The organism is Lutimaribacter pacificus, assembly GCF_900142185.1.
GTDB lineage: Bacteria > Pseudomonadota > Alphaproteobacteria > Rhodobacterales > Rhodobacteraceae > Lutimaribacter > Lutimaribacter pacificus.
The window spans coordinates 214966-240836 of record NZ_FQZZ01000002.1 but is presented as its reverse complement, the minus strand read 5'-3'; the positions used below and the strand labels follow the sequence as shown (position 1 = coordinate 240836).

Annotated in this window: 28 protein-coding genes and 1 tRNA gene; 16 read left to right on the top strand and 13 right to left on the bottom strand. The window is 62.5% G+C overall.

What is annotated here, in order from left to right; genetic code table 11:
* Positions 1 to 78 precede the first annotated feature (78 nt).
* A complete protein-coding gene (locus F3H87_RS07205; RefSeq protein ID WP_223227998.1) occupies positions 79 to 1560 on the bottom strand; it encodes an aldehyde dehydrogenase family protein in 1482 nt (493 codons plus the stop codon).
* Between the two features lie 125 nt (positions 1561 to 1685).
* On the bottom strand, positions 1686 to 2444 hold the full coding sequence (locus F3H87_RS07200; protein ID WP_149787909.1) for an IclR family transcriptional regulator domain-containing protein: 759 nt from the start codon (positions 2442 to 2444) through the stop codon (positions 1686 to 1688).
* 107 nt (positions 2445 to 2551) lie between these two features.
* Between F3H87_RS07200 and F3H87_RS07195 the strand changes: the two genes are divergently transcribed.
* Genes F3H87_RS07195 through pcaF form a run of 3 tightly spaced genes read left to right on the top strand, consistent with a single transcriptional unit; the run spans position 2552 to position 5162 of the window.
* Positions 2552 to 3271, top strand: coding sequence for a 3-oxoacid CoA-transferase subunit A (locus tag F3H87_RS07195; RefSeq protein WP_149787908.1), 720 nt, complete (start codon positions 2552 to 2554; stop codon positions 3269 to 3271).
* 17 nt (positions 3272 to 3288) lie between these two features.
* The gene (locus F3H87_RS07190) at positions 3289 to 3963 is read left to right on the top strand and encodes a 3-oxoacid CoA-transferase subunit B (protein WP_394852161.1); all 675 of its coding nucleotides are present in this window, start codon (positions 3289 to 3291) and stop codon (positions 3961 to 3963) included.
* Positions 3963 to 5162, top strand: a complete 1200-nt coding sequence (gene pcaF / locus F3H87_RS07185) for a 3-oxoadipyl-CoA thiolase (RefSeq protein WP_149787906.1) — start codon at positions 3963 to 3965, stop codon at positions 5160 to 5162. The genes F3H87_RS07190 and pcaF overlap by 1 nt, the downstream gene beginning before the upstream one ends.
* 6 nt (positions 5163 to 5168) lie before the next feature.
* On the opposite strand, the gene F3H87_RS07180 is transcribed toward pcaF, so the two are convergent.
* Complete coding sequence (locus tag F3H87_RS07180) at positions 5169 to 6083, bottom strand: LysR substrate-binding domain-containing protein (protein ID WP_188129189.1); 915 nt, start codon at positions 6081 to 6083, stop codon at positions 5169 to 5171.
* A gap of 77 nt (positions 6084 to 6160) precedes the next feature.
* Between F3H87_RS07180 and pcaD the strand changes: the two genes are divergently transcribed.
* From pcaD to F3H87_RS07155, 5 genes are all read left to right on the top strand, one after another.
* Entirely contained in the window at positions 6161 to 6943 is a 783-nt protein-coding gene (pcaD, locus tag F3H87_RS07175; protein ID WP_149787904.1) for a 3-oxoadipate enol-lactonase, read from the top strand.
* Positions 6940 to 7323: a 4-carboxymuconolactone decarboxylase gene (gene pcaC, locus F3H87_RS07170; protein WP_149787903.1), complete on the top strand. Its 384-nt coding sequence runs from the start codon at positions 6940 to 6942 to the stop codon at positions 7321 to 7323. Before pcaD ends, pcaC begins: the two co-directional genes overlap by 4 nt.
* On the top strand, positions 7320 to 8048 hold the full coding sequence (gene pcaH / locus F3H87_RS07165) for a protocatechuate 3,4-dioxygenase subunit beta (RefSeq protein WP_149787902.1): 729 nt from the start codon (positions 7320 to 7322) through the stop codon (positions 8046 to 8048). Before pcaC ends, pcaH begins: the two co-directional genes overlap by 4 nt.
* A gap of 2 nt (positions 8049 to 8050) precedes the next feature.
* The gene (pcaG, locus tag F3H87_RS07160) at positions 8051 to 8656 is read left to right on the top strand and encodes a protocatechuate 3,4-dioxygenase subunit alpha (RefSeq protein ID WP_149787901.1); all 606 of its coding nucleotides are present in this window, start codon (positions 8051 to 8053) and stop codon (positions 8654 to 8656) included.
* Between the two features lie 70 nt (positions 8657 to 8726).
* Positions 8727 to 9779, top strand: a complete 1053-nt coding sequence (locus F3H87_RS07155) for a 3-carboxy-cis,cis-muconate cycloisomerase (RefSeq protein WP_149787900.1) — start codon at positions 8727 to 8729, stop codon at positions 9777 to 9779.
* 67 nt (positions 9780 to 9846) lie between these two features.
* Here F3H87_RS07155 and F3H87_RS07150 read toward each other — a convergent pair whose 3' ends face one another.
* The 3 genes from F3H87_RS07150 to F3H87_RS07140 all read right to left on the bottom strand — a co-directional run bounded on the left by F3H87_RS07150 (position 9847) and on the right by F3H87_RS07140 (position 12355).
* Positions 9847 to 11262 carry an amidase gene (locus F3H87_RS07150; RefSeq protein ID WP_223227997.1) on the bottom strand — a complete coding sequence of 472 codons (1416 nt, stop codon included), beginning with the start codon at positions 11260 to 11262 and terminating at the stop codon, positions 9847 to 9849.
* A 126-nt stretch (positions 11263 to 11388) separates the two neighbouring features.
* Positions 11389 to 11610: a hypothetical protein gene (locus F3H87_RS07145; protein WP_149787898.1), complete on the bottom strand. Its 222-nt coding sequence runs from the start codon at positions 11608 to 11610 to the stop codon at positions 11389 to 11391.
* Positions 11611 to 11656: 46 nt separating this feature from the next.
* Positions 11657 to 12355, bottom strand: a complete 699-nt coding sequence (locus F3H87_RS07140; protein ID WP_188129188.1) for a GntR family transcriptional regulator — start codon at positions 12353 to 12355, stop codon at positions 11657 to 11659.
* A gap of 417 nt (positions 12356 to 12772) precedes the next feature.
* On the opposite strand from F3H87_RS07140, the gene F3H87_RS07135 reads away from it, so the two are divergent.
* The 6 genes from F3H87_RS07135 (at position 12773) to F3H87_RS07110 (ending at position 19657) form a co-directional block, all read left to right on the top strand.
* Positions 12773 to 14170 carry a M20/M25/M40 family metallo-hydrolase gene (locus F3H87_RS07135; RefSeq protein ID WP_149787896.1) on the top strand — a complete coding sequence of 466 codons (1398 nt, stop codon included), beginning with the start codon at positions 12773 to 12775 and terminating at the stop codon, positions 14168 to 14170.
* Between the two features lie 213 nt (positions 14171 to 14383).
* Entirely contained in the window at positions 14384 to 15907 is a 1524-nt protein-coding gene (locus F3H87_RS07130; RefSeq protein WP_149787895.1) for an ABC transporter substrate-binding protein, read from the top strand.
* 95 nt (positions 15908 to 16002) lie between these two features.
* Positions 16003 to 17013, top strand: a complete 1011-nt coding sequence (locus F3H87_RS07125; protein WP_149787894.1) for an ABC transporter permease — start codon at positions 16003 to 16005, stop codon at positions 17011 to 17013.
* 3 nt (positions 17014 to 17016) lie between these two features.
* The gene (locus F3H87_RS07120) at positions 17017 to 17847 is read left to right on the top strand and encodes an ABC transporter permease (protein ID WP_149787893.1); all 831 of its coding nucleotides are present in this window, start codon (positions 17017 to 17019) and stop codon (positions 17845 to 17847) included.
* 26 nt (positions 17848 to 17873) lie between these two features.
* Entirely contained in the window at positions 17874 to 18866 is a 993-nt protein-coding gene (locus tag F3H87_RS07115) for an ABC transporter ATP-binding protein (protein WP_188129187.1), read from the top strand.
* Positions 18863 to 19657: an ATP-binding cassette domain-containing protein gene (locus F3H87_RS07110; protein WP_149787891.1), complete on the top strand. Its 795-nt coding sequence runs from the start codon at positions 18863 to 18865 to the stop codon at positions 19655 to 19657. The genes F3H87_RS07115 and F3H87_RS07110 overlap by 4 nt, the downstream gene beginning before the upstream one ends.
* A gap of 36 nt (positions 19658 to 19693) precedes the next feature.
* Here the strand turns inward: F3H87_RS07110 and F3H87_RS07105 are convergent, their stop codons facing one another.
* The 4 genes from F3H87_RS07105 to F3H87_RS07090 all read right to left on the bottom strand — a co-directional run bounded on the left by F3H87_RS07105 (position 19694) and on the right by F3H87_RS07090 (position 23081).
* Positions 19694 to 20308: a LysE family translocator gene (locus F3H87_RS07105; protein ID WP_149787890.1), complete on the bottom strand. Its 615-nt coding sequence runs from the start codon at positions 20306 to 20308 to the stop codon at positions 19694 to 19696.
* A gap of 2 nt (positions 20309 to 20310) precedes the next feature.
* Positions 20311 to 20760 (bottom strand): Lrp/AsnC family transcriptional regulator, encoded by a 450-nt coding sequence (locus F3H87_RS07100; protein WP_149787889.1) that lies wholly within the window; start codon positions 20758 to 20760, stop codon positions 20311 to 20313.
* A gap of 252 nt (positions 20761 to 21012) precedes the next feature.
* Complete coding sequence (locus tag F3H87_RS07095) at positions 21013 to 22407, bottom strand: sensor histidine kinase (protein ID WP_149787888.1); 1395 nt, start codon at positions 22405 to 22407, stop codon at positions 21013 to 21015.
* Positions 22404 to 23081 carry a response regulator gene (locus tag F3H87_RS07090; protein ID WP_188129186.1) on the bottom strand — a complete coding sequence of 226 codons (678 nt, stop codon included), beginning with the start codon at positions 23079 to 23081 and terminating at the stop codon, positions 22404 to 22406. The genes F3H87_RS07095 and F3H87_RS07090 overlap by 4 nt, the downstream gene beginning before the upstream one ends.
* On the opposite strand from F3H87_RS07090, the gene F3H87_RS22140 reads away from it, so the two are divergent.
* Positions 23074 to 23532, top strand: coding sequence for a phosphatase PAP2 family protein (locus F3H87_RS22140; RefSeq protein ID WP_149787886.1), 459 nt, complete (start codon positions 23074 to 23076; stop codon positions 23530 to 23532). The two genes, F3H87_RS07090 and F3H87_RS22140, sit on opposite strands and share 8 nt — an antisense overlap.
* 263 nt (positions 23533 to 23795) lie before the next feature.
* On the opposite strand, the gene F3H87_RS07080 is transcribed toward F3H87_RS22140, so the two are convergent.
* The 3 genes from F3H87_RS07080 to F3H87_RS07070 form a co-directional block, all read right to left on the bottom strand.
* Positions 23796 to 24347, bottom strand: coding sequence for a hypothetical protein (locus F3H87_RS07080; RefSeq protein ID WP_149787885.1), 552 nt, complete (start codon positions 24345 to 24347; stop codon positions 23796 to 23798).
* A gap of 223 nt (positions 24348 to 24570) precedes the next feature.
* Positions 24571 to 24646, bottom strand: a tRNA-Ala gene (locus tag F3H87_RS07075).
* An 84-nt stretch (positions 24647 to 24730) separates the two neighbouring features.
* Positions 24731 to 25057, bottom strand: a complete 327-nt coding sequence (locus F3H87_RS07070) for a TIGR02300 family protein (RefSeq protein ID WP_149787884.1) — start codon at positions 25055 to 25057, stop codon at positions 24731 to 24733.
* 114 nt (positions 25058 to 25171) lie between these two features.
* Between F3H87_RS07070 and F3H87_RS07065 the strand changes: the two genes are divergently transcribed.
* Complete coding sequence (locus tag F3H87_RS07065) at positions 25172 to 25864, top strand: M48 family metallopeptidase (RefSeq protein ID WP_149787883.1); 693 nt, start codon at positions 25172 to 25174, stop codon at positions 25862 to 25864.
* The last annotated feature ends 7 nt before the right edge of the window (positions 25865 to 25871 follow it).

Sequence of the window (25871 nt, the reverse complement as noted above, 5' to 3'; positions counted from 1 at the left end):
GGTGGATCGGCACGTTCGCAAACCAGCACCCCACCCATTCGGGCGACGGTCCGATGCGACCCGAAAGATTGGTGCCGCTTATTGCCCGGACAGATTGATGTGAACGTTCTTTTCGTGGGTAAAGGAAATCAGCTCGCCGATACCTTCCTCACGGCCGATCCCGGATTGCTTGACCCCGCCGAACGGTGCCCCCAGGAAATGGCGTCCGACCTCGTTGACCCAGACGAACCCCGCCTCGACCCGCGCCGCGGTGCGGTGCGCTGTGACCAGATCGCGCGTCCAGATGGCGCAGGTCAGACCGAGCTCAAGGGAATTGACCTCGCGCAGCATCTCGTCCTCGTCGCCCCATTTGCGGACCGCCAGAACCGGCCCAAAGATTTCCTCGCGCGCGATCCGCATCCCGGGGGTCACATCGGCAAAGATCGTCGGTGCGATGAAACAGCCATCTGCCAGCGGACCGTCGGTGACGGCGTATCCGCCGGTAACGGCGCGCGCGCCCTCGCTCTTGGCGGAGTCGATATATTCCATCACCCGGTTGAACTGATCCCGGCTGACGATCGCGCCCATCGTGGTTTCTGGATCGGTCGGGATACCCGGCTTGTACCGCGCGATCTTGTCGGACAGGTAGGACAGCACCTCGTCATGGATATCCTCATGCAGGAAGGCCCGGCTGGTCGATCCGCAGGACTGCCCGCACCAGCCGAAATTCATGCCCGCCACGATCGCGTCGGCGATTTTTTCGGGGTTGCTGTCGGGATAGGCGATCAGGGCGTTCTTGCCGCCAAGCTCCAGAAGGACGGGCTTGACCGTCGCGCTGGCGCTACGCATCACCGCACGGCCCGCAGGCACGGACCCGATCAGCGTGACCTTGGCCACATCCGGGTGTTCTGCCAGGGCCGCACCGGCCTCGGTGCCACCGGGCAGCACACTGAACGTGCCTTTCGGCATCAGGCCATCGACGAGTTCGGCCAGGCGCAGAGCCGAAAGCGGGGCTTGCACCGGCGGCTTGATAATAACCGCATTGCCCGCCGCAAGCGGTGCGGCCATCTTGCCGCCGCAGAACATGAACGGGTGGTTGAACGCAAGGATACGGGCCACCACGCCAAGCGGCTGGCGCAGTGTCATGTTCACGCGATCCGGGCCCATCGGGATCGTGTCACCCTTCATCTCGGTCACGAGACCGGCAAAGAACTCCATCTGCGCGGCGGCAATCGCCGCATCGCCACGCATCTCGGTATAGGGGTTGCCGCAATTCGCCGCGTCGATCATCGCCAGCTCGTCGCCATGCTTGCGCAAAAGTGCCGCGATCTCCTTGAGGATGCGGGCACGTTCCAGCGGCGCCACATCGCGCCACTCGAGAAACCCCTGCCACGCAGCAGCGACCGCTGCGTCCACATCGGCCTTGCCCGCCGTGGCCACCGCCCCGAGCGGCTGGCCAATGGCCGGGTTCATCGTGTCGTCATATGTGCCGCTTACCGGCGCGTGCCAGCCGCCGCCATAGTAGAGGTCAGCGTGCCCCGGCATCACCTGCTTGGCATCGAAACTCAGCGTGTCCGTCAAAATCATCCCTCCCGTATTTCAGGTCGGAGTATCTTAGACCTCTAATAATTGTCAAGAAAGCTCGTTACTGCCCAGGGCCGGGGGCGGGAACCGCCGATACCGGGGACAACCCTGCCAGCCGGCACCTACAGTGCGCGCATCAGGGCGGATTGCACCTTCAACAGTTGCGGCAGGTAGGTTTGCAGGATGGCATCGGCCGGCTCCTCCGTCACGGCGACACCGACATTCAACGCCGCCACGACTGTCCGCGTCCGATCCAGGATCGGCACGGCAAGCGATCTCAGCCCCAGTTCGACCTCTTGGTCGACCAGCGCATAACCCTGTTCGCGCGCCTGCTCGATCCGCCTCAGGATCTCGTCCAGGTCCGAAACCGAATGCCGGGTGCGCGGCGCAAGATCGGATGCCTCGACAAGGGTGCGGGCCCTGTCGAAAGGCAACGCCGCCAACAGGACACGCCCCATCGCCGTACAATGGGCGGGCAGCCGCGATCCCGGCATCAGCCCCATCGACATCACCCGCTTTTGCGCCGCGCGCGCGATATAGACGATATCGCCCTCGTCCAGCAGCGCGACCGAGCAGCTTTGCAAAAGCTGCTCGGACAACTGATCGAGCCAGGGCTGAACGATCTGCGACAACGGCAGCGACGCCAACGCGGCAACCCCCAGCCGCAACACGCGCGGGGTCAGCGTAAAGAACTTGCCGTCGTAGTCGGCATATCCCTCGCGGTGCAACGTCAGCAGCACGCGCCGGGCGGTGGCGCGGTCAAGCCCGCTGGCAGCCGCGGCCCCGGCGATTGACAAGCTGGGCGATTGAGGCCCGAATGCCTCGATCACCCGCAGGCCCTTTGCCAGTGAGGCAACATAATCGGTCGGTTTGTTCAACATGCGAACAGAAATGTGCCCAGATTGAACAAAAATCAACATGTGAACATTCGGACTCGCCGCCGATCGGACGGTGGCGTTATCCCGGTGGCAATCAACGGAGGACCACCATGAACAAAGTCTCGTCTTCAGTGGCTGACGCGGTCGCCGCGATTCCCGACGGCGCGCAAATCATGATCGGCGGCTTCGGCGGCTCGGGCGCACCGGTCGAGCTGATCCACGCGCTGATCGACCGCTTTCGCGCAACCGGCAGCCCAAAGGCCATCACGATCATCAACAACAACGCAGGCAACGGCGGCATCGGGATCGCCGCGATGATCAGGGCAGGCATGGTCCGCAAGATCATCTGCTCGTTCCCCCGGTCGTCGAATGCCGAGGCGTTCAACGAGAAATACCTTGCCGGCGAAATCGAGCTGGAACTGGTGCCGCAGGGCACGCTGGCCGAGCGCATCCGCGCCGCCGGTGCGGGCATCCCGGCCTTTTACACGCCCACAAGTTTCGGCACAGAACTGGCCGAAGGCAAACCGACCGAGGAATTCGACGGCAAGATGTATGTGCGTGAACGCTGGCTCAAGGCCGATTTTGCGCTGATCAAGGGGCAGAAGGGCGACCACGCGGGCAACCTGACCTACCGCCTGGCCGGGCGCAACTTCAACCCGCTCATGGCCATGGCCGCCGACACGACCATCGCACAGGTCGCGGAACTGGGCGAACCCGGCACGATCGACCCCGAACATGTCGTTACCCCCGGCATTTTCGTCGATATGGTCGTCGAGGTGCCCGCCCCAGAACAGGAAGAAGTCCTCGTGCGCAAGGGAGTGATCTACTGATGTCCGGTTTCAATCTGATGGAAGACAAGCTGACGAACGCCCAGATCGCCTGGCGTGCCGCGCAGGATCTCGAGGACGGTTCCTATGTGAACCTCGGTATCGGCTTTCCCGAGATGATCGCCAAGTTCCAGCCAGAAGGCCGCGAAGTCACCTATCACACCGAGAACGGCGTGCTTGGCTTCGGTAAGGCGCCCGCGCCGGGCGAGGAGGACTGGGATCTCATCAATGCCGGGAAAAAGGCGATCACGCTGAACCCCGGCGCCTCGTTCTTTCACCATGCCGACAGCTTTTCCATGGTGCGCGGCGGGCATCTCGACCTTGCGGTTCTGGGCGCCTACCAGGTTGCGCAGAACGGTGACCTTGCCAACTGGCGGGTCGGGTCCAAGGGCGTTCCCGCGGTCGGCGGCGCGATGGACCTGGTCCATGGTGCGAAGCGTGTGGCGGTCGTCACCGATCACGTGACGAAGGACGGCGGGCCGAAGCTGGTGGAAACCTGCACCTTCCCGTTGACCGGCGTGGGCTGTGTGACCCGTGTCTACACCTCGCTTGCGGTGATAGACATCGCGGACGGGCGGTTCGTGCTGCGTGAAAAACTGCCCGGCATCTCGATGGCCGCTTTGCAGGCCGTTACTGGCGCTACACTTCACACCGAGGGCGAAGTTGGCGATCTTGTCGTTCTGGAGGATATCTGATGACCGAAGCTTACATTTGTGACTACATCCGCACACCGATCGGGCGCTACGGCGGCGGACTGGCCTCGGTGCGAACCGATGATCTGGGCGCGATCCCTCTCAAGGCACTGGCGGAACGCAACCCCGGCATGGACCTTGCAGCCATTGACGAGGTGATCTTTGGCTGTGCGAACCAGGCAGGTGAAGACAACCGCAACGTGGCGCGCATGTGTCTTTTGCTGGCGGGCTATCCCGAAACCGTGCCGGGAACGACGATGAACCGGCTTTGCGGTTCGGGCATGGATGCAATCATCACCGCGGCCCGCGCAATCAAAGCGGGCGAGGCCGAACTGATCGTCGCCGGCGGCGTCGAATCGATGTCGCGCGCGCCCTTCGTGATGCCCAAGGCCGAAACGGCCTTTGCACGCAGCAACGCCGTCTACGACACGACGATCGGCTGGCGTTTCGTCAACAAGCTGATGAAGGCGCAGTACGGCGTCGACAGTATGCCGGAGACCGCCGAGAACGTCGCCGAAGATTTCGACATCCTGCGCGAAGATCAGGACCTCTTTGCCCTGCGCTCTCAGCAGAAGGCGGGCGTGGCCATGGAAAACGGCCGCCTCGCGCGCGAGATTACCCCGGTGATCCTCCCGCAAAGGAAAGGCGACCCGATCGTGGTGTCCGAGGACGAGCACCCGCGCCCCTCGACCACGCTTGAGGCGCTGCAAAAGCTCAAGACTTTCGTGAAGGCCGATGGCACCGTCACGGCGGGCAACGCCTCGGGCGTGAATGACGGCGCGGCAGCGCTGATCATCGCCACGAAGGAAGCCGCCGAAAAGCATGGCCTCAAACCCATTGCCCGGATTCTGGGCGGCGCGACCGCAGGTGTCGCACCGCGCATCATGGGCTTTGGCCCGGCGCCGGCCTCGAAAAAGCTGATGGAGCGGCTGAACCTCCGGCAAGAGGACTTTGCGGTGATCGAACTGAACGAGGCTTTTGCCTCGCAGGGGCTGGCCACGCTGCGCGATCTCGGGATCGCCGATGACGATGCCCGCGTGAACCCGAATGGCGGCGCCATCGCGCTTGGCCATCCTCTCGGGATGTCGGGCGCGCGCATCACCGGCACGGCGATGCTTGACCTGAAGCCCGGTGAAAGATCCCTGTCGACCATGTGTATCGGGGTCGGACAGGGCATCGCCATCGCTCTTGAGGCGGTGTAGCCGCGCCTAGCGGGCAGTCACCTTCCCGGCCTGCCGATGCAGCAGCCTCGCCAACAGATCGGCGGGGCTGTTTTCGTTAAAGCTGAATTTCCGGGTAATGCCCACGGCACCGGCCATGTAATCCGATTTCATGTCCAGCGCGGCCAGTGTGCCGCGCTGCAATTCGCGTTCGACCACGCCGCGCGATATGAACCACAGCATGTCAGAGCGTTCCAGCAATGACAGCGCAACCGGCAGCGCCACGGTCTCGAACACGGGGACAAGGCCGCTCAGCCCCTGCGCGGCAAGGTACTGATCCACGTTCTGACGGATGATCGCGCCGGGGTTCGGCACGATCAGCGGGTAAGAGGTCAGCGCCTGCGAGGCGGGCATCGCAAGGGCGGGATGGCCTGCCCGCGCCACCAGCAGCACCGGCTCGTCGTAAAGATGCTCAAAGGCCAGGCCCACCATGTCTTTCGCCGATGGCATCCGGCCCACCATCAGGTCGATCCCGCCTGACCGCAGCCTGTTCAGAAGATAACGGTTGGGTCCGGTGATCACCCCGACGCGGGCATCCTGCCGCGTTTGCGAAAACTCAAGGGCAACCGCGGGGAAAAACCCGCCCGCCACGGTGGGCAGAACCCCGACCTTGACCAGCCCGACCGTGCTTTGGCCCGACAGGTCACGCACCCCTGCCTCAAGGCTTTGCAGGGCGTCCAGCGCATGTGCGCGAAAGCTCTCGCCGGCGGGGGTAAGGATCGCACGCCGCCCGGTACGCTCGAACAGGGTGGCCCCCAGAAGGCCCTCAAGTTCGCCGATGGTCTTGGACAAGGCCGGCTGCGAAACGTTGCGCGCCCGCGCGGCGGCCGAGATCGTGCCATTCTGCGCGACGGCCAGGAACGCCTCGAGATGGCGCAGCTTCATGCCATGGGGTATGCTCATTTGGTTATATCTATTGCAAAATATTGTATTTTTAAAAAGCGAAAAATTATGGGACATTCGCCGCGAGGAGATTTTTCATGCAAGTACTGCAACGTGATTGGGGCATGATGCATATCGACCGCCGGAACAGCGGCGGTACGCAGCTTGTCTTTATCAATTCGCTGGGCACCGATCTTCGGATGTGGGACGCGGTCATCCCGCGCCTGCCCGAAGGGTGGTCGAGCCTGCGCATGGACAAGCGCGGGCACGGTGTTTCCGAGACCGCCCCGCAAGGATACGGGATTCCCGATCTGGCGGGCGATGTCCTTGCCGCGATGGATCACGCGGGGGTGGAGCGGGCGGTGATCGTCGGCTGTTCGATCGGCGGGCTGATCGCCCAGCATATCGCGCTGATGGCACCCGAACGTGTCACCGGCCTTGTGTTGTCGAACACGGCACCGATGCTGGGCCCCGCCGATGGCTGGCACAGCCGCATCGACGGGGTGCGCCTTAACGGCATGGGCGCAATGGCCGACGGCATCCTGCCGCGCTGGTTCGGCCCGGCGATGCTGGCCCGGCCCGAGGCCCGGCTGTGGCGCACGCTTCTCGCGCGGGCGGATACCGAGGGCTATATCGCCACCTGCGCCGCCATCGCCGGAACGGACATCTCCACCCGGCTGGGCGAGATCACGCAACCCGCGCTGGTGATCGGCGGTCAGCACGATCAGGCGACCCCGCCCGAGGTGGTTCAGGCACTGGCCGGAGCCCTTCCCCGCGCCGATCTGGTGATGTTCGAGGAAACGGGCCACCTGCCGGCCATCGAAGCGCCCGAGGCGTTTACCGCCGCTCTTGTCAGTTTTGTGGAAAGGATCAGCCAGTGAGCGAGACATTCGACCGCGGGATGAAAATCCGCCGCGAGGTTCTGGGAAACGCCCATGTTGACCGCGCCGAGGCCGGCAAGACCGAGTTCGACCTGCCCTTCCAGTCCCTGATCACCGAAAGCGCCTGGGGCACCGTCTGGGCATCAGATCGTATCACGCGGCGCGAACGCTCCATGCTGACCATCGCGCTTTTGGCGGCTACGGGCAATTTCGAAGAGATACCGATGCATATCCGGGCCACGGCCAACACGGGTGCATCGAAGGACGACGTCGCCGAGGCCCTGCAGCATGTGGCGATCTATGCAGGCGTGCCCAAGGCGAACCACGCATTGAAACTCGCGAAACAAACCTATGCGGAAATGGAGGAGAGTAACGAATGACTGACCTTGGACCGCTGATACCGCGCAACCGCGCGATCCACCCCGATCCCTACGATCCCGGCTACAAGACGAGCGTCGCACGCTCACCCAACCTGCCGCTTCTGTCGATGGAAAGCACACCGTCGGAAGAAACCGGCCCGGCCTTCGGTCACGGCACGCTCGGCGCGCTGGACAACAACCTGATCCTGAACTGGACCAAGGGCGCTGCCCCCGCCGTGGGCGAGCGCATCCTGATGCATGGGCGGGTTCTGGATGAAATGGGCCGTCCGGTTCCGAACACGCTGGTCGAGATCTGGCAGGCCAATGCGGGCGGGCGTTACCGCCACAAGAAGGATACGTATTTCGCACCGCTCGACCCGAATTTCGGCGGCTGCGGGCGCACCATCACCGACGAGAACGGGTATTACGAATTCCTGACCGTCCGTCCGGGCGCCTATCCCTGGCCAAACCGCGCGAATGACTGGCGTCCGATGCACATCCACATTTCGGTCTACGGCCACAGCTTTGGCCAGCGGTTGATCACGCAGATGTATTTCGAGGGCGACCCCCTGATCGCCCATTGCCCGATCGCGGCGACGATCAAGGACCGCAGCCAGCTCGACCGCCTGGTCGCGCCCCTCGATTTCTCGAAGTCGCGCCCGCTCGACTTCCTTGCCTATAAATTCGACATCGTCCTGCGCGGCCGCCGCCAGACCATGTTCGAGAACAAGCTGGAGGGTATGTGATCATGGTCCAGAAACTCGACGTCCTGCAAGAAACCCCGTCCCAGACGGCCGGCCCCTACGTCCATATCGGCCTGATGCCGACCTACGCGGGGAACGGCGGCTATTACGACGAGGAAATCGGCACAACGCCCTTCATCGACGAAAGCAAGGCCAGGGGCGAGATCATCGAGATCGTCGGCTCGGTCTTCGACGGTACCGGCTGGGCGATGCGCGACGCGCTGATCGAAAGCTGGCAATGCGATGCCAAGGGCATCTTTCCCGGCCAGGACGGCGCCGACCCGAGCTTTGCCGGGCATTGCCGCTTTGCGGCCGACGCCGAAACGGGCGAGTTCACACTGCGCACCGTCAAGCCCGGCAGCTACAAAGGCCGGGGCGGCGTGGAAAGCGCGCCGCATATCTCGCTCTGGGTGGTTGCGCGCGGCATCAATATCGGCCTCAATACCCGCATCTACTTCGAGGACGAGAAGAACGACGACGATCCGCTGCTCAATCGGATCGAACAGCGCCCGCGCGTGAACACGCTGATCGCCAAAAAGACCGACGAAGGAAAATACCGATTCGACATCCGCCTTCAGGGGGAAGGCGAAACGGTGTTCCTGGATATTTGACAGGCGTGGGAATGCGAAGGAAAGGGGCGGCCAGGACCGCCCCTTTCGGCTTGTGAAAAGGACATCTGAAATGACCGTATCCGTTTTCGATCACCCCTGGCTCGGCGGGCTTTTCGGCGATGCGGAGATGGCCGCGATTCTCGCGCCCGAACGTCAGATGGCGCATATGCTGGCGTTCGAGGCCGCGTGGTCGCGCGCCTGCGGCAAGGCAGGATTGTTCGACACGGAAAAGGCAGAACAGGCCGCACAAACCATCGAGGGCGCAAGGATCGACCTTGCCGACATCGCCGCGGGAATGGCCGAGGACGGCGTGCCGGTCCCCCGTCTGGTCGGGCAGCTCAAGGCGATCGCCCCGGCCGGTGCGGTTCACACAGGCGCAACCTCGCAGGATGTGGTGGACACCGCCATGGTGCTGACGCTCAGGGAAGCCTCCGATCTCATCGCCGCGCGGCTGGCGGACCTCGGCACGCTGTTCGACACTCTCGATGCGCGGTTCGGGGATACCCCGCTCATGGGGCGGACACGGATGCAGGCAGCCACCGAAATAACGGTGCGCGACCGTATTCTGGCCTGGCGCCTGCCCCTGGCGGATCATCTGGCGCGGCTCGGACAGATTCGTCCGCGTATCGAGCGCGTCCAGATCGGCGGGGCCTCGGGCGACCGCAAGGCCCTGGGCGAAAGGGGGGATGCGGTGGTGGCCGACATCGCCGGAACGCTGGACCTTGCACCGACCGGCAAGGCCTGGCACGCGATGCGCGATGGGCTGGCGGAATACGCCTCGTTCCTTTCGCTGATCACCGGCACGCTCGGCAAGTTCGGTCAGGACGTCGCGCTGATGGCGCAGCAGGGGATCGAAGAGATCGCCCTTTCGGGCGGCGGCGGCTCTTCGGCGATGCCGCACAAGCAAAACCCGGTCTCCGCCGAACTGCTCGTCACGCTGGCCCGGTTCAACGCGGTGCAGGTCTCGGCCATGCACCACGCCATGGTGCACGAACAGGAAAGATCCGGCACCGCCTGGGCGCTGGAATGGATGGTGCTGCCCCAGATGCTAATGGCAACGGCGCGGGCGCTGGACACAGCGCACAGCCTTGGCGGCACGATCACCGGGATCGGTAAATCCTAGCGATCAGTATTCCGGCCGGCCCGTACGCACGCCACGAAGACCAGGGGAACGCGCGCAAACGCGCCCCTTAGCGGACAGGCAATTTTTCATCGCCGCCCGGCATGGCCGACAGTTTTTTGATATCCGGCACCGGCCGCGCAAGCATCGGGTCGGCAGCAAAGAGAGCTTCGAGCGCGCGCGCCACGCGCAGAACCTGCAGGTCGCAGTTGCGCCGCCCGACGATCTGGATGGCAAAAGGCGTGCCCCGATCGTCAAGGCCGCAGGGGATCGAGATGCAGGGGTGGTTCAGAATGGTAATCGCATAGGTCAGAGCCACCCAGTCGAAATAGTTGGCAATATCCTTATCGTCGATTTCGGACGGGTATATCTCGTGCTTGGGCCAGGGATAGGTGCCCACGGTCGGGGTGATCAGCACGTCCACATCCGCAAAGAACTCCTGCGCACGCCGGTAGATGCGCGCCTGTTCCACATGCGCCACCGCGATCTCCTCCACCGAGAAGCGAGCGGCATGTTCCAGGTTTTCCTCGACCAGGGGCCCCCACCTGTCGGGTTCGGAACGAGAGCGTTCGGCATACATGCCGATATAGTTGAAGGCGCGGATGATCTCGTAGGTTTCGCGGGTATTGCCAAAATCAGGGTGCGCCCAGCCTGCCTCCAGGAAGCTGGAGTCGAACCGCGCCACCCGCTCCCGGAAAACCGCGCGAAGGCCACGGTCAACAGCGGCAAATCCCAGATCCTCGGAAAAGGCCACCCGCAGCGAAGAAAGGTCTGCCGGATGGTCATGCTGATACGAAAGCGGCGTCGCAAGCGGATCGGCGGCATCAGACGTCGCCATGGCGCGGAACATCATGTCCACATCCGCGGCGGTTCGCGCCATCGGCCCCTGCACGGGAAAATGAGACAGGCCGAAGGGGCGCTTTTCGGATGCAACGATGCCTGCCGTGGGCCGGAACCCCACCACCCCGCAATAAGCGGCCGGGATGCGCAGGCTGCCGGCGTTGTCCGACCCATGCGCAAGCGGCATCATACCCGTGGCCAGCGCAATGGCCGAACCGCCCGACGATCCGCCGCAGGTCAGTTCCGGCGCAAAGGGGTTGCCGCTGACGCCGTAAACCGGGTTGAAGGTGTTGCCGCCGGCGCCCCATTCCGGCGTGTTGGTCTTGGCAAAGACGATGGCACCCTTGTCGCGCAGGTTGGCCACGACCAGCTCGTCCTTTTCCGGCACGTTCTCGGCGAACATCCTGGCCCCGTAGGTCGTCAGCAGACCGCCGGTGTCGTTCAGATCCTTGATGCCGATCGGCAGACCGTGAAGCGGCCCGAGAACCTCGCCCGACATCACGGCGGCCTCGGCGCGGCGCGCCGCGTCCATCGCCGAGTCGCGGTCGATGGCAACCACGCCGTTCACCGGCTTGTTCACGGCGTCGATACGCGCAAGGCACGAATCCAAAAGCTCAACAGGCGACAGTTCTTTCGAACCGATCATACGCCGGGCTTCGGACGCAGGCAGATCGCAAGCAAATTCCATCGGTCTTATCCTCTGTTCAACGGGCACTCTGCGGCCGGTCCACTTTCAGGGGACGGCCGGAGGTTGAGTCTTTTGTATTCTGTATTATGGTATACAAAAAGAGGAAAGTTCCAGATACTGATTGTGATGCAGGTAAATGCCACCTGCCCGCGTCCGATTTTTCAGGTTATCCCGGCATTTTCGCCCCGATATGCAGATTGTCGCATCCACCGGCCGGAATACGGGAATATCATCATACAAATGCATCTGCCCCGGCTGGCGGATGACGATCACCACATCCACCACGCGCGACAAATCCCAGCGCACCGATTTCGATCGGTGCGGGTACATCCGGCTCAACGACCCCGGGCGATCAGCTGTCTTCGACCTGGCTTGACAAGGCGATCGCGCGGTCCGTCGCACGGTCTATGTAGTTGTAGAATGCGGTCTCGGCCTCATCGGCGTTCCTGTCCGCCACCGCGTCGGCGATTCGGTTCAGCAGCCCCATCGTGACCTTCCTTTCCTCGGCCGTCGCCGAGCGGCTGACGAAGCTGCGGAAATAGGTCATGCGGGCGGACAGCGATACAAGAATATCGCGGGCCACCTGGTTGCCCGCCCCCTCGGCGATACAGCGGGACACCTCGCCCAGTGCCTTTGCATGTTCGACCGGGGCGTTTTCCAGTTTTGGATCGTCGAATGCCGACAGTTTCTTGATCGCCGCGCGCAAGGCCATGATGTGCTTGGGGTCACCGTCTTCGCAGATCTTGCGCAGCATCGGACCTTCCAGCATCCGCCGCACGCCGTACATGTCGCGCACCTCCTGGGTCGTGACCCTGTTGACGCAAAGCCCGCGACCGCTTTCACGACAGACCAGCCCTTCGGCCTCCAGGATGCGCAGGGATTCCCGGATGCTTGTCCGGCTGACCCCGGTTTCCTCGCATAGCCGGCGCTCAACCAGCTTTTCACCCGGCTTGAATGTCTGGTTCAGTATGGCGTTGCGCAGGACGTTCGTCGTTCTTTCACGAAGGCTGACGGTCTCGTTTACAACGCGAAGTGACGGTCTATCGTTCATGTCCATCCAATCTGTCGGGTCGGCCACAGCAATTACCGGAAATGCACCTACAGTGAAAGCGCATATGGACCGGGACGGTGTGGCTGGCGGCCCCGACCCCTTGCCTCAAGCCTGATACCTGCAACTGTCGGCATACGGCATACCATTTTTTCGCAGCTTATCAAATCTGCCCTCGGTGCGCTTCTTGCGCATTGCGCGGATTTTGCACGGGATCGGCGGCACCCACCGACATAACCGCCTTGCAATCGCTATCCGTTAGATATCTATTATTCCTCAATTCCCGACATCTCTCTCGCGGGAAATCAGGGTATCTCAGCTCGTGCCCGTCTTCGGCTTGCAGGGGTAACGCCGTTGAATTGCCGGACATGCGGACACGCAGGTCGGCCCACCAAAACCAATCTTGAGGAAGAACACCACATGACAGACACGGCCCGGGACAAAACGATTCAAAGAGCAAAAGGCTACCTGGATTCAGGAGAGTTTCTTGAAACGCTGGCCAGGCTGGTTTCGGTTCAGACCGAAAGCCATCCGCCGCTGCGCAAGCCCGAACTGGAACGCTACTGCCACGATGTCATGGGCCCGTATCTTGAGGGGATGGGGTTCGAAACCCGTGTCTTCGACAATTCCCTTCCGCAACACGGGCCCTTTCTTGTCGCGGAAAAGATCGAGAATCCGGCGCTTCCTACCGTTCTTGTCTACGGTCACGGTGACGTCGTCCGCGCCATGCCCGAACGCTGGCGCGACGATCTCGACCCATGGGCCCTCAAGGTCGAGGGCGACCGTGTGTTTGGCCGGGGCACGGTCGACAACAAGGGACAGCACCTGATCGCGATCGAGGCCCTGCGCGCCGTCATCGAAGAGCGCGGGCAACTCGGCTTCAACGCCAAGGTGCTGATCGAGATGGGGGAAGAGGCAGGTTCGCCGGGGCTTGCGCAGTTCCTGCAGGATCAGCGCGACCTGCTTGCCGCCGACGTGTTCATCGCCCTCGATGGACCGCGGCAGAGCATGGAGGTGGCCGACATCACCCTTGGAACGCGTGGGGGTATCGCCGTGGACCTGGTGGTGAACCTGCGTGAGGGAAGCCATCATTCCGGCCACTGGGGCGGATTGCTGAAAGATCCGGCAGTGGTTCTGTCGCACGCGATCTCGACCATCATATCGCGTGATGGCCGGATATTGGTGGAGGGCTGGCGCCCCAGGGACGTGCCGGAAAGCGTGCGCGAGGCCAGCCGCAAGGTTCAGGTCAAGACGCTGCCCGGTACGCCGGAACCGGACGAAGACTGGGGCGAACCGGGTATGTCACGAACCGAACGGATCTATGCATGGAACAGCGCAATCGTGCTTTCGATGATCTCCGGTCAGCCGGAAAACCCGGTCGCGGCGGTTTCGGGTTTCGCCAGGGCTCGCATCCAGCTGCGCCACACCGTCGATACCAGAAGCGAAGAGGTGGCCCCGGCCCTGCGCCGTCATCTCGACGAACAGGGTTTTCCCGAGGTGGAGGTGCAGCCCGTGGCTGAGCGTGACATGTTCCCACCCTCGCGCACGGACCCCGAGAATCCCTGGGTGCTCAAGGTCGCGGCTTCGATGAAGAAAACCATGGGTAAGGCCCCCAACATCATCCCGACCATCGGCGCATCCGGGCCGTCCGAGTTCTTCAAAGAGACGCTTGGAACCCCGATCATGTGGATACCGCAAAGCTATGGCGGCTGCGGACAGCATGGGCCGGACGAACACGGGCTGCTGCCACTTTATGACGAGGGCCTTGCCATGATGGCGGGTGTCTTCTGGGATTTTGGCGAGGCGTCCGGGACCTGACGCCGCCGTGCGCCGGCCTGGAAACTGAATGGATTTTCAGCACAACGGCCGGCACAGCCCGCAACCACGACAACAAGGCAGGAACGGAATCAGACGAGGGTTGAGAATCGAAAATTTCTGTCATACAACAGACAAACATACAAAACGCGAAATAAACGACTTCCCCCAACGACCTCGACCAAGCGCAGGGAAGCCAGAAACAGGGAGATCGCGATGAAAACTGGAAAGAGGTATCTCGCCGCTGCCGCAGCAGCGTGTCTTGTCGCCGTGGTGCAGTCGCCTGCCATCGCGCAGGACGGGCAGGTTCTGATGGTGACAAGCACGTTCCCCATGACCTCGCCCAACCCCCATGCGGAAAGCAATGCGCAGATGTATTCGGTATGGTGCCAGACCTATGGGTGCCTGGGCCGCTACAACTATGCCACCAAGCAATACGAAGGTATCCTGGTGGACGAATGGGAAATCGTCGATCCCAACACCTGGCGCTTTCACCTGCGCGAGGATCTGAAGCGCCAGGACGGCGGTCCCGGCCCGACGACCGAAGACGTGCTCCATTCCTATGAGCGCGTTCTGAACGATCCGGCAAGCGTGCAGAAGAACATCTTTTCCGCGGTCGAGACGATCAGGGCCGTGGATGACCACACCTTCGAAATCGTCACCAAGAAGCCGCTGGCCTCTCTGCTGTCGTATATTTTCGACCGCTTCATCATCACCAGCAAGGAACTGGCCGAAGCGAATGAAAACCCGGATGAAACCGCCGCGATTGGCTGGGGGCCTTACAAGCTGAAATCCTATGCCCTGGATCAGGAGATCGTTCTGGAAAAGAACGCCGACTTCCCCGGCATAGGTGAGAACGCCCCGGACGTTGCCGTCTTCCGCCAGATCCGGGAGCCCGAGCAGCGCGTGACCGCACTGATGAACGGCGAGGTGCAGATCGCACGGCTTATTCCGCCGCAGCTTGTCCAGCGGCTTGAAGGCAACCCCGCGATTGATCTGGTGGACAGCGAGTCGATCGAACAGATGTTCCTGGCCCTGAACCCCAAGTTCGAACCATGGAACGATGTCCGGGTGCGGCAGGCCGCCGCCCACGCGATCAACAAGGATCTTATCATCGACAGGTTCCTGATGGGTCTGGCCACGCGAATGGACGGGCCGCTGGGCGAACAGCAGATCTGCTACCGGGGGCCGCTCGATTACATCGTGAACTACGATCCCGAAAGATCGCGCGAATTGCTGGCCGAGGCAGGATATGCCGATGGCGGCCCGTCGATCACGTTCTACACCGCATCGGGGCGCTATATCTCGGACCGTCAGATTTCCGAGATCGTGACGCAGATGCTGGGCGAGGTCGGTTTCGAGGTAGACCTTCAGGTTCCCGAATACGCGAACCTTACAGCTGCCATGCGGGCGGGCGACCTGCCGATGTATTACATGGGCCGCGGCCTTTTCCTCGACCCGTCGGAGCCGCTGTCGCAATATCTTGAAACCGGGGTGACCGACCGCATCGGTTACGACAACCCGGCGCTGGATGCATTGCTTCAGAAAGAACGTCAGACGCTTGACCCCGAGGAACGCTGCAAGGTCGTCCGCGAAGCGGCCGAGCTGATCTCGGAAGAGGTGCCGATGTTCTTCATGTGGGCGCACAAGCTGGTGCATGGCGTGCAGAAAGGCATCAGTTGGCAGGCCAGCGCCGATGGCGAGATCTGGCTGTCCGATGTCACGATGCAAACCGACTGACGCATTGAGCTGACCCGAAATCCGATCCGGCCCGTGCCGCATATGCGGGCCGGATTCCGTCAGACCAACCGACCGAGAAGACCCGGAGCAAGCCATTGTTGAACTTCATCGTTTCACGTGTGCTCGGTGCGATCCCCGTCCTGCTCATCGTGACAATGGCCATTTTCGGCCTGCTCAGGCTGGCGCCGGGCGATGCGGCCGACCTTCTTCTTCCCGACGACGCGACCGACGAACAGGTTGAGGAAATGCGCGAGGCCTGGGGGCTGGACCGGCCCGTCTGGGAGCAGTACGGGCGCTTTCTGGGCAACCTGGCCAGCTTCGATTTGGGTGAATCCTACCGCTATCGCGCGCCGGTCTTCGACCTGATCCTTGACCGCCTTCCCGCCACTCTGGAGCTTTCCTTCTACGCGCTTCTTGTTGCGATCCTCGTCTCCGTCCCTTTGGGAATGATAGCGGCGCTCAACAAGGGAAAGATCATCGACGCGCTGGTCTCGGTCTTTTCGATTTCCGGGGTCAGCGCGCCATCCTTCTGGATCGGCATCCTTCTGGTCCTTTTCCTGTCCGGCTACATGAATCTGTTCCCGTCCAGCGGGCGGGTTCCCTATGGCTGGCCGGTGCCCGAGGTCACCGGGTTCGTGACCCTGGACGCGCTGCTTGCCGGGGCCTTCGACAAGTTTGTTGAAGGGCTGAGTTATCTCGCCCTGCCCGCCCTTACGCTCGCCTTCGCCATGATCGGGATCATCTCGCGCATTACCCGGTCTTCGGTCATCGACGCGGGACAGGAGGAGCATGTCTTTACCGCGGTTGCCAAGGGCATGACGCGACGCGCCATCGTGCGCCGTCACCTCATGCCGAACGCGGCCATTCCGATCATAACCATCATCGGCCTTGAACTGGGGGCCCTTATCAGCGGGTCGATCATCGTCGAAGTGGTGTTTTCCTGGCCGGGGATCGGCACCCTGCTGTTCCAGGCGATCAGCGTTCGGGACATGCCCCTGACGACCGGGATCGTCGCGTCCTACACCGTCTTCTTCATCCTCCTGAACCTGATGATCGACATCGTCTACACGATGTTCGATCCGCGGCTACGATCGAACAAGGGCTGACCGATGAAGTTCGACTTTTTCAATCTCAAGTTCATCCTCGGCGGCCTGCTTCTGGGTCTCGTGCTTTTCCTGGCCATCTTCGGGCCGATCCTCACGCCCCACACGGCCAATCACCAGAGCCTGATGGACTCGCTCGTGCCGCCCTTGTCCGAGGGCCATATCCTCGGCACGGATCACCTTGGCCGGGATATCCTGGCAAGGATGATATCGGGCGCGCGGGTCTCGCTGGCCATCGCCGGCTCGGTCGTCCTGATCTCGGGTGTGGTCGGGGTTCTGATCGGGGCGTTGTCCGGTTATCTGCGCGGCACCTGGGATCTGGTGACCCAGAAGATCGTCGAATCCTTCTGGGCCTTTCCGCCGATCCTGCTGGCCATCGCCATCCTTGCCTTTTTCGGGCAAAGCCTGACCAACGTGATCCTTGCCCTGACCATCCAACGCTGGATTCCCTATTCGCGGATGGCCCGGGCGCAGGCCATGGTCCTGCGCTCGCGCGCCTATGTCGAGGCATCGAGCGTCATGGGCGGCGGGCTGGCGTGGATTCTGCGGCGCCATATTCTGCCCAACCTCATGGCATCGGCCATCATCGTCGGCACCTTTTCCATGGCTACCGCGATCCTTGCCGAGGCATCGCTCAGCTTTCTCGGACTGGGCGTACCGCCCCAGATCGCGACATGGGGCGGGATGCTGGCCGAGGGGCGGTCTTATATCACGCGGGCCTGGTGGCTGGCCGTGATGCCCGGGGTGGGCATCTTCATCACCGTATTGTCGCTCAACCTTCTGGGCGACTGGCTGCGGGACCAATACGATCCGAAAAAGAACCTCAACCTGGTATGACAGTGCAACCTGGAACCCCTGAACCGATGCCCGGAACCGAACCCGCCGAAGCGGAAAAGCCGGTCTTTTCCGCCCGCAACCTTTCCATCTTTGCGCGCAACGGCCAGAAGAGGATTCGCATCGTCTCGGACGTTTCCTTTGATATCGCCCACGGCGAATTCTTCGCTCTGGTCGGCGAAAGCGGGTCCGGCAAGACGATGATCGCCCGGGCGATCATGCGTCTGCTGCCCCGCCACATGCTTGAGGTCGAAGGCGAGCTGAGCTTTCAGGGCAGGCCGCTGGCCGATCTGCCCGAAGCCGAGATGCGCAAGCTGCGGGGCGGCGCCATCTCGATGATCTTTCAGGAGCCGATGACGTCGCTCGATCCGCTCATGCCCATCGGACGACAGATCGAGGAGACGCTGGAAATTCACAGCGACCTGGGCCGAAAGGCACGGCTCGACCGCATCAAGGAACTGCTGTCCGAGGTGCGCTTTGCCGAACCGGCGAAAACCGCGATGCTCTATCCTCACGAGCTTTCGGGCGGAATGCGGCAGCGGGCGATGATCGCAATGGCGCTGGCCAACAATCCCACCCTGCTCATTGCCGACGAACCGACAACCGCGCTCGACGTCACGATCCAGCGCGAGGTGATGGAGATCATCTATCGGCTGAAGGAAAAGCACCGGCTGTCCGTCCTGTTCATCTCGCACGATCTGTCCCTTGTGCATCAATATGCCGAAACGGTCGGCGTGCTCTACGGAGGTGTCCTTATGGAATCCGGGCCGGAAGAAAAGGTCATCGGCCGCTCTGCCCATCCCTATACCGCGGCACTTCTGAACTGCGTGCCGCGCCGCCGGATCGGCGATGAGCGCCGCAGCGGGATTGCGGGGGCGGTGCCCTCTCCGCTTGAATGGCCCCCCGGCTGCCGCTTCAAGGACCGCTGCGAATACGCCGGTACCGACTGCGCCGCAGGTTCCATCCCGATTGAGGAGCGGGACGGGGACTGGACGATACGCTGCCTGAGGCCCCTCACATGACCGGTACGACACCAAACGATACGCTCGTCGCAACGGATATCCGCAAGACCTTTCGCCGATCAAACGGCCTGTTTTCCCCGGCATCCGAAACACGGGCCCTGAAAGGCGTCAGTTTCGAGGTCACGCCCGGTGAGATTTTCGGCATCGTCGGCGAAAGCGGATGCGGAAAATCCACCCTTGCCCGCATTCTGGTCGGGCTCGAGGAGGCGGACGGAGGCAGCCTTGCCCTGGGGGCACGAACCCTGTTCGGGCCGGGCGCACCGACCGTTTCCGCCGTGAACAGGGGCATCCAGATGGTGTTCCAGGACCCCTACGCATCGCTGAACCCCCGGATGTGCGTCGGCGACGCGGTGGCCGAGGGCCTCGCCATCGCCAATGTCCCGCGCGCGGAACGGGAAGAACGGGTTGCGGAAACACTCTCTCTGGTCGGCCTCACACCGCAGGACGCCAGGAAATATCCGTTTCAGTTCTCGGGCGGGCAACGCCAGCGCATCTGTATCGCCCGCGCGCTGGTCATGGAGCCGGCTTTCCTGCTGGCCGACGAGGCGGTCTCGGCACTGGATGTGTCGGTGCAGATGCAAATCCTCAACATGTTGCTCGATCTGCGGGATCGCATCGGCGTGTCGATCATCTTCATCACGCATGACATTTCGGTCGTCGATTATCTCTGTGACCGCGTGATGGTGGTATATGATGGCGAGGTGGTGGAATTCGGGGAAAAGACGGCGGTGCTGGACCATCCGCAGAACGCATATACACAAAGGTTGATCCAGTCGGTACCACGGCTGTGAACGCCCGCACGGTCCTTGTGACCGGGCGATCCCAGATCACGCAAAAGCCGACGCCACGGCCCACAGGCCAAAGCCGATCAGCACCGCGCCGGACAGGCGGGATACCCAGGTCGTGAAACCGTCGGGAAGGCGGTGATGCACCAGCGCGACACCGCCGCTGAGGATACACCACCACAGCATCGACCCGGCAAAGACCCCTGCCACCACCGGCCCGGCACCCGCAAACCCCGAGGCCGAGGCCAACCCCAGCCCGGCGAAGAGGGCAGCGAAGGACAGGATCGTCATCGGATTGGTGATCGTCAGCAGGAACGTCGCCACCGTCGTGCCCAGCAGATCGCGCGCCGAAACCTTCGCCGCAGCGCGGGGCGGTTTCGGCGTCAGGCTTTTCCAGCCCAGCCACAGCATGAACGCCCCGCCAACCAGCCGCAGCGGGATGTCGATCTGCGCCAGCACGCCCGAGAACGCCGCGAACCCCATAGCGGCCAGCGTCGCATAGACACCATCGGCCAGCGCCGTCCCCAGACCGCCCGCGGCCCCGGCGACGAAACCCCGCTCCAGCGTCCGGTTGATGCACAGCGCCCCGATCGGCCCAAGCGGCGCGGCAATGGCCAGCCCGAGAAGAACGGACTTCAGGAAAAGCACAGGCTCCATCGTCAGCTCTCCTTGGGGACGAACGGTCCCGGCACGGGCGAGGACAGGGCAATGACGGTTTCGCTGCGCCCGAGATACCGATGCGCCTTCAACTCGGCCAGAAACCCCTCGATCTCGGGCGGTGCGCCCACGCGAAGTTTCACCAGATAGGCCCAGGCCCCGGTGACATGGTGGCATTCAAGAATCAGCGGATGGCGTGCGGCGTAGTCCCGAAAAGCGGCTTCATCCGCGTCCTCGCGCAGGGCGATCCAGACGAACACCAGCGTCTGCACCCCCATGGCCGCCGGATCGAGATCCACCGTGAACTGCCGGATGGCACCCGAGGCCGTCAGGCGCCGGATACGTTCATTCACGCTGGACGGGGACAGCCCGACGCTGCCACCTATATCGGCCAGCGATCTTTTCGCATCCAGGGCCAGAAGGCCGATTATTTTAAGGTCGATGTCATCCATGGCCTTATAATATACGTTATTATAGATTTTGAAAGTTATTTTTCTTGCAACATCGTGGATAGCCAGAAAATTACGCCGCCACACCCCGTTCTTCCCGAAAAACCTGCGACAGAAGGTATCCATAACCTCAATATCTGAGGCGAGGGGAACCGCCATTCGCTGTGGCGCGAAGGCGCCGGCAGCAATGATAAGCAACCGGGCAGCTCGGAGACTGGCACAGAACCCGTTCTGATAGGACCTGATGAGCCGCTTTTAGGAGGCGTTTCGATCGGCTGGTGCCTTCTGGAAGGTCATCACGAACTGACAACCGTCTCGGGAACGGTCCAGTCGGAAGGTCCCACCCATGCGACGCATCGCTGTCTCGCAGATCGCCAGGCCAAGACCGCTGCCGGCTCTTGCGTCGTCCGAGCCACGCGCGAATCGGGCAAAGTCGCGTTCGGGGAAGCGGGGAGGCGGTCCGTGGCCCGTGTCCTGAAAGGAGACGACACCGTCATCGCTGACCTGGACCATCACCTGCGTTCCGGTCGGGGTGTGTTTGCGGACGTTCTCAAGCAGGTTGCGCATGACGAGCGCGATCAAGGTCGGATCGCCGATGACGCGGACGGGCCTGTCCAGACCGTCCGCCTCGACCGGCCAGCCTCCCGACACGAGACGCGGCACGACCTCGTGCAGTACCTTCGCGACGACCTTGGACAGGTCGAGTGGCTTAAGGTGCAATGCGACGCCACCATCGAGACGGGCAATATGCAAAAGCTGCTCGAACAGGCGCGCCATCGCATCGGCGTCGCGTATTGCCGCTGTCCGATCCTCACCTGAGGGCAGCCCCTCCAGTCGCAGACGGAGATCCGCCAAAGGTGTTCGCAACTCATGGGCGGCATGGATGGAAAAATCGCGTTGGGCGCTGCCCCCCGCCTGGATGCTGTCGAGTGCCTTGTTGACGGCCGCGATGAAAGGCTGGACCTCCGCCGGCGCCGCCTCGCCGTCGAGGCGCTCCTGGTGGAGGTTATCAAACGTGATTCGTTCCGCTTGAGCGGCCACCCGTAGCAGGCCGCGGAGGCTGACGCGCACGATCGCCACGGCCGTAATGATCGTCACAATCAACAGCAGCAAGGCGGCCCAGCCCATCTCTTTCAGGAGCTGCGCGAAGAAGGTGTTGGCCAAGGCGTCCACGTCCGACCGCGCGCGCGCCACCCGCAGCCAGACGCCGGCCTCCGGGGCGTAGAGCTCGCCGATGAGCAGTGGACCGGAACCGTCCAACGCTGGTCCACTCGACAATACGGGCGTCGATGTTATGGGGCCGGGCCCACCGGCCGGGGCCTTGGCCGTCGAGCTATCAAGAACGCGTCCGCCCGCATCGACGACCGCGTATCCATAGATGGGCCGCGCACCCGACAGGAGACCGGTATAGGGCGGGTCCAGATTTTGCGTCGTCTCATCAGGTCGCTCAAAGGCGACGGAGCCATCGGCCTCTCGTCGGACCAGGGCCACCCACTCCTCGACCTGCGAGGACAACCCGCGCTCCTCGATTGCGAACTGTTCGCGCGTGAACTCCAGCGTCAGGACAGTCCCAGCCGTGAACAAGGTCAAGGCCGACATCGCCGTGACGATAACCGCAAGCCTGACGTCGAGGCGATATGGCCGGCTCATTCCGGGGCCTCAATCAGCACGTAGCCGAGGCCGCGCAGCGCCTTCAATTCGACGGTCGCGCCCGCGCCGGAGAGCTTCTTGCGCAGTCGATGGATCACCGCCTCCACCGCGTTGTCCGACCAGTCGTGATGGAAGGCGTAGAGGTACTCGCCCATTCGGCGCTTCGGCGTTATCCGGCCCCCGGCGCGCAGCAGCCGATCCAGGGCGGCGTGCTCACGAGCTGTCAGTTGCACAGGCCGATCTGCAACGATGAGGGTGGCGGTTTGGGGCGTGTAGACCAAGTTGCCGATCTGGAACTCGGGGGCGGCCGGTTCACCGGTGCGCCGGCCCAGCGCCCGTAACCGCGCCAGGAGTTCGTCTGTCGCGAAGGGCTTGACCAGGTAGTCGTCGGCCCCCGCATCCAGGCCGGTCACGCGATCTCCGATCTCGTCACGCGCAGACAATATGAGCGTCGGCGTCGTCAACCCTGCGGCTCGGATTGTCTTGATCAATGTGCGACCGTCGCCGTCCTCCAGCATCACGTCGATAATGGCCAAGTCATAGACCGCCACGCTCCAGGCCGCCTCGGCGTCGGCAACCGAGGGAAAGACATCCACGGCATGCCCCGCCTCCGCGAGGCGGCGAGCGAGGACGTCGGCAAGTGGGTGATCGTCTTCCGCCAGGAGAATGCGCATAGCACGTTCTTCCCGCGCGCGCACTGGTCTGTCAATGTGGATTTGGCGCCGGCCGCAACCGATAGCGACGGACCTGTTTGGCGGCGAGGCTCCGCTCCAGAAAGTCTGGGGCATCAGCGACTGGTGCGATAGTAACTGCTCCTTCGTCAATGGCGAGGCGTCTTTCGCTGCTTGGTTGGTGGCAGCGGCACTGATGGCGCCCCGCCGCATCTGGACGGCCGTCACTGCACTGTCGGCTTTCTATGCCTTCGCTGTCTCAATCAATCGCATCGCCTTCGGAGGCCACTACCTCTCCGGTGTCGTATTGGCCTGGCTGCCTTGCGCTCTCGTCTTCATTATCCTTTTTCGCCTCATCCTCACTCAGAGGGTGGGCCAAGGGCGCAGATCGAAGCAGAGTGAATCTTGGAAGGGAAAACAGCACCGGTCTGCGCGACAGAGACAAATCCTCTGACGAGCAAGGCATACCTATCCGGTGCTTTTCAGCAGATGGCGGGGGTCACATAGTTCTGCCTCCGGGGCGCAAAAATCTCGTTTGAAAACAGAGCGGCAAAATCTCGGCGCGGAGTCGAGTTTGCCTCTTTCGTCAGAAAGGCTTGCCTCTCATGTGTCACATCGCGGCCGCCTGCACTCGAAGCTGCCGTTCAGGCAAATCGTGGCGAAGGGCAGGAACGAGCCCAGATTGACCGACGCTGCCGCGCATATCAACGGCAGCTTTCAAGTTTGCGTTGATAGGAAAGCCTCATAGTCCTCAATCCACCGTTGCTCACACCAGGCGTTTTCGCCAAATCTCTTAATTTGCGAAAGCTCGCCCGCCTCCGTTAGTGACCGCACCCATGGCAGAATGCGTTTTATCACCTGTGCACGCAATTTCCTAAGACGCCCACTGACTATCCGCGCATCGACATTCGAATACTTGGTGTCGTGAATTCGCCAACTTCCCGAGTTCTCAGGCCGGTAGATGAGCTTAGGACTAAACCAGCCGCCGAAATCATCGAAGATCAACTTTCTGGGACAATCCTCGACATAGATTGGTGTCTTTTGAGGATCTTCACTGTTGATTGGTCGCAAGAAAGTGTGACGGAAGCAAATCACTGAACGCGCAAACCCAGGTCGGGCAAGCCGCCCTCCTTGCCTTAATATCAGGAGTTCACGAGTACCATCGACGTGATGAATAGAGCTGCCGCGCCCAATCTTTCGAAAGCCTTGTTCAATAAGAGGTTCGACAAACTCGGTCGCGAATAGATTTTGGAATTCTTCGCTTTGCATCTGGATACTTTTGAAACCCAAACAAAACCCTAGCCATGACCAAATCGGGCTTCAATCCCCAAAAAGCTGCCATTGGTTTGAACGCAGCGAAAGCTAACTTTGTCCCGCACTGCCGACGCCCGCGCCAGTCGCAGCGAACGGCCGCTTCGGGGTATGCTGCGCGGTCAGAGGCAATGCTTCTGACGAAAAAGGCAGAACTATCTGGTGCTTTTCAAATGCGAATTGGTGGAGCCTAGGGGAGTCGAACCCCTGACCTCTTGCATGCCATGCAAGCGCTCTCCCAACTGAGCTAAGGCCCCATCCGGGCAGGCCGTCCGGCCTGTTCGCCGCTATCTAGGCAAAGGTGCGGGCGGGATCAAGCGGAAAATTCCGCCCGCGCACCATCAACTGTCGTCGCCATCCTCGGCGGCCACGTCGGTCAGATCGTCGAGCGAGACATTGTCGTCATCGTCGTCGTCAAGGATATCGTCATCCAGTTCCACGTCGACATCATCATCGTCCAGCAGATCGTCGTCCGACGACGCCTCGGCCTCTTTCATCTTCTTGGTCTGCGAATCCTCGGCATCCGCGGCGATCATGCTGCGCTTGCCGGTTTCGACCTCGACCACTTCACCCGTATAGGGGCTGACGATCGGCGTCTTGTTCAGGTCATAGAAACGCTTTCCCGTGGTCGGGCACACGCGCTTGACGCCCCATTCTTCCTTGGCCATTGAGATCCCTCTTTGCAACTCTGATCTTGTCGGCAATCCGCGTCCCCTGCCATAACGGCAGAGATGTGTCAAAGGCTATGTCGCAGCCCTGCGGCAACCGATATCGGAGGCGATATGGGACAGCACGTCCTTCCCGGCAACCCCCCAGTTGCGCTGACGCTCAGGAAATCCGCGCGGGCGCGGCGGATTTCGCTGCGCGTGTCGCGGCTCGACGGGCGGGTGACGCTGACCTTGCCGCAGGGCGCGAGCGAGCGCGAGGCGCTGGATTTCGCCCGCTCCAAGGGCGACTGGCTGCGCAAGACACTTGCCGGTCAAGGTGCGCAAACCCTTGTTTCGCAAGGTGCCGAAGTGCCCGTTCTCGGACAGATGCGGCGCATTGCGCCGGGTGCAGGCCGGGCGGTGGTGCTGGGGCCGGACACCCTTGAGGTGCCGGGCCCGCCCAAGCGCATGGGCGCCCGGGCGCTGGGGTTCCTGAAACAGCAGGCGCGCGACCGGCTAGCCACGGCGGCGGATGGTTATGCCGAATCGCTGGGCCGGCCCTATACCCGGTTGACGCTACGCGATACGCGCTCGCGCTGGGGGTCGTGCACGGCGGATGGCAGGCTGATGTTTTCCTGGCGGTTGATCATGGCGCCGCCGGACGTGCTGGCTTATGTTGCCGCGCACGAGGTGGCGCACCTGGCCGAAATGAACCATTCGCCCGCCTTCTGGGCGGTGGTCGACAGGCTTTATGGCGATCACCGGGCCGAGCGGCGCTGGCTGCGCGAACACGGGCACAGGCTGCACCGCTACCGCTTCACCGATTGACGGGCGC